A 5,249-nucleotide genomic window follows, 5' to 3' on the forward strand; every position below is an offset into this window, starting at 1 on the left:
AAAAAGTAACGGACAGGTCGAACCGGCTGTTGCGGGAAGTCACGCTCAAAGGCCTGATTACAGCCCGGGATTTTGATGACCCATCGCCTGCGATTTTCATTATGAAACCATCTGAAGATTAACCAATGCTGATGATTATTGTCAGAATAAAACTATAGGAGGTTTTGATGATGAGATACAAAGATGATCCAAGACAAATTGCAGTACGTTATCCAAGTTACTGCGAAGAGTGCCAGGTGCGTTTACCTCGTGGAGCTGTAGCTTATTACTGGCCACGAACCCGCATGCTACTATGTTCTGATTGCGGAGAACCGGAATTTCGAAGATTTCTCTCAGCTGCGGCAGATGAAGATGCCTATGCCGGCAAAGGAAATCCTTTTTAGACTGAACCACAGGGGCGGAGTGCCCCTTTTTTATTCGTTCCCATTGCTATTCAGGAGAATTTGTTTTTAGGTTGCCTATTTTAAAACAGCCACCTAAAATCCATTAAAAATCGGTAACCCTTACGAATGATTCATTCATCATTTCGAAAAAGCTACGGCCATGCTCATCGAAAGTCGGGAAAGAGATGCTATCCCTCTGAAATAGAATTACCTAATAAACTTAAAATGAAGTCTTAAAGATACTTATTTGATCGTTTTCTGAAAAGTGCCTGTCATATTTATCTCCAGAATATTCACCATTTGAGGTTCGAGTGCCACACTGGTTTCGCCTTGCCCCTGTCCTACTTTCTGGAGGTACAGGTGCAGCATGTTGTTGCGTCGAAGCAATTCAGTATCGTACGAAGGTTCCCAGCGGTCAACCGGATATGGACTGATAATTTGTGAGCTCCAATTAAATGATTCGGCGATCGTTGTTGAAGCCACCACCACGTGGTTGTCCAGTTCCTCGTCACGATAAATCAATGCCAACTGCTGGTCTTTTCCATGAGATAAAACCATCAACTGCGGGCGACTAATGGGAATGCTTCGCGAGCCTACTCCGCCCAGATCAAAATCATGGGTGCGGTTGGTCGCCACCGAGCTCTTCCAACATCCTTGTTGTTGGAAAATCACATGGAATTGCGTACAGCTGTCGCCCTCAGCCTTAAAATACGTGACGATGTAAGGATTAGCCTGATGATCCACCGTCATTGAGGTTTGGTTGATCAAATTACTACCTTGAGGGATTGACTTGACAACTTCGGCTGTTGCTTCGGTGATGGGCAGTTGATAGCTTTCGCCGGTGGATTTTTTCCAGCTTAAACCACCATCCGCTGACACAGCATAACACATATCATGATTGGATCGCACATCCGGCGTTTCGCGCCATACCCATGATACATGAATTTGGCCGGCATCATCGACAAACAGTTGCCAATAAGCATTTCGCTGGCCTTCGCCGTCAATCAGGTTGCTTTGTACCCGCGCTCAGCATTGATCATTCAAGTCATAGCGATTCAGCACCAGGTTGCCGTTTCCAGAACCGCCTTCCCGGTAGGCAAACAACAAGTCGCCGTCAGGCAAAGCATAAAACTCGGGATAAGAAACAGTTTGTTCGTTGCCACCGATCATCGGACGCTTAGGACCAAGTTCCAAACTTTCCGGGCTCAAACTGCGGCAGTAGTTCAGCGGATTGTTGTGATGATCCCAGCTTAGATGCAGGTATCCATCTCCATCGACCATTAGACTGATCACGTTATGGGCATCATGCACATTTCCTTTGTATTGCGTTTGGTGAATCTCCCAGCTATCGCTTCCATGTTTTCGGCGGGCCAGCACTACCGAAGCTGAACTGTCGTAGTAGGCCACAAACTGGTAATTGGCAGTTGAAACCACGGAATTCTTTCTAAATATCGTTGCGTTTACACTGGTTTGTGACCAGCCTTCGCCGATCGGTACCAACGAAGTTGTAATACCATTTTCTGTTTGACTTCCGGATTGACACCCAACTACGGACATTAAAAATACTCCGGCCAAAAGTCTAATCATTTTCTTCATGAATCATTCATCTTTGAAAACGAAAGGATGGAGGTTCGCTCCATCCTTTCGGGATTCCTCAAGTAAGTAACAATCTATTGGACTGCTTGCAAAATAAAACTGTATTGATAGCTTGATTCTTCCAAACGGTATTGCTCGTGTGTCCAGGCGCCCCAACTATTGTCTCCACCAACACCGCATTGTGCCAGGTCGATGTGTAAAAATACATCTTTCTTTGGATGAAGGTCTGATGCGTGCTGTTGTTTTTTGCTCAAGCCGGGGTCAAAGTCCTTGGTTTCGAAGTGAAGTGCGCTGGTGCTTAGCGGCTGTAGCCCTTTAACCATCAAGCCTCGGCCATCCTGGCTAGTCAGGCTCACCCAGCGAACATCCGTTTTGTAACCATTCTCCTGTGGTCGCGCGTAAGGTACGTATTGGTTGGCAACCGAGCTGGAGTGAATTCCGATGAATGTTCCGTTATTGCGGTCGTTGTAGTTTTCCCACGGGCCACGACCATAGTACTCAAATTGGTTGAGTGCTCCGGGAATACGCACAACCATACCGAAGCGGGGCAGTCCGGGAAGAAGATCCGGGCCGGCCTGGTAGTTGACATCAATTTTCAGGCGGCCGTCTCCGCTCATGGAATACACCAATTGGTAGTCTGATTGTACATCGTTGAGAAACAAATCAGCCGTAACAACCACGGTATTCCCGATTTCTTCGGCACGAATATTCTTCAGGCTGCGGTTAATGCCGGCTGTTCGCCACACATTGGCACGTACTGGCATGCCGTTTCCAAAATCATTGTCGGTTGGTGCACGCCAAAACTCAGGAGTCAGCTCTGAACTGATCAGCGATTTTCCGTTTGATACAAAACGGTTGAGCAACCCAGATCGTTTGCTGATCCCGACTTCAACACCGCCAGCTTTAATGGTAATCTGATGATTGTTTTCGTCCAACGCTGGTTTTGAGTCCGAGTTTAGTTCTTTTTTGAAAAAATTGTTCGACTCAAAAACCATCTGGTTACGTGCCACCTCATGTCCTGCCGGAAGCATGGGTGTTTCCGCCTTGGTGTAGGCATAAACATCAAGCAAATATTCCACCCCGGCTTCCGGTTGAATTTCAGGCAGGTCAATGGCCACTCGTTGGGTTTTTCCGGGCTTGACGTTGGTGGTGAATTCACCTTCAGCTTCTTTCTCGCCATTTTTCAGCAGCACCCATTTAAAATTGAATTGCTCCAAACTAATGAAGGAAAATTCGTTGAAGATTTCCAATTCCCCTTTTTCAAGATTGATGGCCGAAACATGGATATCTTGGTAGATATGTTTGACTTCTTTTAACCCAGGATGCGGGGTACGATCGGCGGAAACCAGCCCATTGAGACAGAAGTTTTCATCGTGGGTATATTGCTGGCCGCCCAAATCACCGCCATAAGCCCAGTATGGCCGTCCCGCTTCATCTTGAGTTAGCAGACCCTGGTCAACCCAATCCCATATAAAACCGCCCTGCATGTGTGGTTTGGAACGAATCAGATCCCAGTATTCCTTGAAGTTTCCGTTGCTGTTCCCCATGGCATGCGAGTATTCACACATGATGTAGGGACGTCCGGGATTCTCCTTGGCAGCATATTCGTTCATGCTGTTCATGCCCGGATACATGGGAGCTACAATATCGGTGTTGGCATTTTGCCCGGCTTGCTCTGACTGAGTCAGGCGGCTGTCGTCCCGTTCTTTAATCCATTCGTAGGCATCGTGAAAAACTTGTCCGTTGCCACATTCATTGCCCAAACTCCAGATAATGACTGACGGGTGGTTTTTGTCGCGCTCCACCAATCGTTTGATACGGTCCATGTGGGCGGCATGCCATTCGGGCAGGTAAGCCGGATGTTTTGATTTGTCGAACCAGCCTTGCCACTCGGCTCCCATGCCGTGAGTTTCAATATTGGCTTCATCCACCAGGTAGAGGCCGTATTCATCACAAAGTGAATTCCACAAGGTGCTGTGCGGATAGTGTGAGGTTCGCACGGCATTCATGTTATGCGCCTTCATCACTTCAATGTCTTTCAACATGGTGGCCCTATCCACATAATGCCCCTTGGTTTGATGATGTTCATGCAGGTTAACTCCTTTAACAACAATGGGCTGTCCATTGACCAGCAATTGGCTGTTTTTCAGCTCGACCGTTCGGAAACCGATTTTTTGTGAAGTTGTTTCAATCAACCTCCCATCAGCATCGTAAATTGATAGCAGCAGTTGATACAAGTTAGGCGTTTCGGCGCTCCACTGCCGCACATTCTTAACGGTTGTGTTTACCTGTAAATTCGTTTTGGCAACGGCTTGCAGGTTCCACTTTTCTTTCTTTTTGAAAACCAGTTTCCCTTCTGCATCGAATAAATTTAATTGAAATGATCCCGCTGCTGCTTTTTCCTTGAAGTTTTTTACACGCAGGTCAAGTGACAAGGTGCCGTTCTTGTAGGCTTTATCCAAGCCTGCTTTTACAAAGAAATCGTCAATACGGATTTGATCGGTGCTGTAAAGAAATACGTTTCTCTCTATTCCGGAGAGGCGCCAGAAATCCTGATCTTCCAGGTACGAACCATCACTCCAGCGATAGACTTCGACAGCCAGACTATTATTTCCTGAATGAATATAATTGGTAATATCAAACTCAACCGGGCTTTTGGTAACTTGGCTATAGCCCACCTTTTCGCCGTTTACCCAAACGTACATCGCCGATGTTCCTGCTTCAAAATGTAGATAAACTCGTCGTCCGGCCCAGTCCTGTGGCAGCTCAAAGTTGCGGCGGTAAGAGCCAACCGGGTTATGGGCATGATCAATATACGGAGGATTTTTGGGGTGCGGATAAGCCACGTTGGTATAAATGGGCGTTCCATAGCCTTCCAACTCCCAATTTGCGGGAACGTTGATGTTGTCCCACGAACTCACATCAAAATCCTCCTTGTAAAAGTCAACCGGGCGTTCGGCAGGCGTAGACACCCAATTAAATTTCCAGGTTCCATTCAAGTCCTGAAAGTAAGGAGATTTTGAGTAATCATTTTCCAGCGCAGATTTTTCATCGGCATACGGTAAGAAGCTTGCGCGTGGCTCTTCCTTGTTGATCCCAAATATTTCCGGATTTTCCCAGTCGTTGCTGGACGCCTTTGGCTGCGCGATTCCGCTAAGAACAAGCAGAAGTAAGCCAGCCAGTAATTGGATATTTCTCATATTATTTTGTATTTTTTTCAAAAATCTAATATGAAACAAGCTCGAGTGGAATACAACCAAAAAAAATAGA

General features: G+C 46.6%; 1 protein-coding gene and 1 pseudogene. Both read right to left on the reverse strand.

Annotated features, from left to right (window positions below; genetic code table 11):
* Positions 1 to 626: 626 nt before the first annotated feature.
* Positions 627 to 1,979: pseudogene (locus NC99_RS22435) on the reverse strand (BNR repeat-containing protein).
* A gap of 74 nt (positions 1,980 to 2,053) precedes the next feature.
* Positions 2,054 to 5,179 carry a glycoside hydrolase family 2 TIM barrel-domain containing protein gene (locus NC99_RS05385; RefSeq protein ID WP_053180642.1) on the reverse strand — a complete coding sequence of 1,042 codons (3,126 nt, stop codon included), beginning with the start codon at positions 5,177 to 5,179 and terminating at the stop codon, positions 2,054 to 2,056.
* Between the last annotated feature and the right edge of the window lie 70 nt (positions 5,180 to 5,249).

Origin of the sequence: Sunxiuqinia dokdonensis (assembly GCF_001270965.1) — a bacterium.
In the GTDB taxonomy this organism is placed as follows: domain Bacteria; phylum Bacteroidota; class Bacteroidia; order Bacteroidales; family Prolixibacteraceae; genus Sunxiuqinia; species Sunxiuqinia dokdonensis.

What these genes read in the sequence shown, in the direction of transcription:
- NC99_RS05385 (WP_053180642.1), bottom strand. Translation starts at nt 5,179, where the DNA reads ATGAGAAATATCCAATTACTGGCTGGCTTACTTCTGCTTGTTCTTAGC.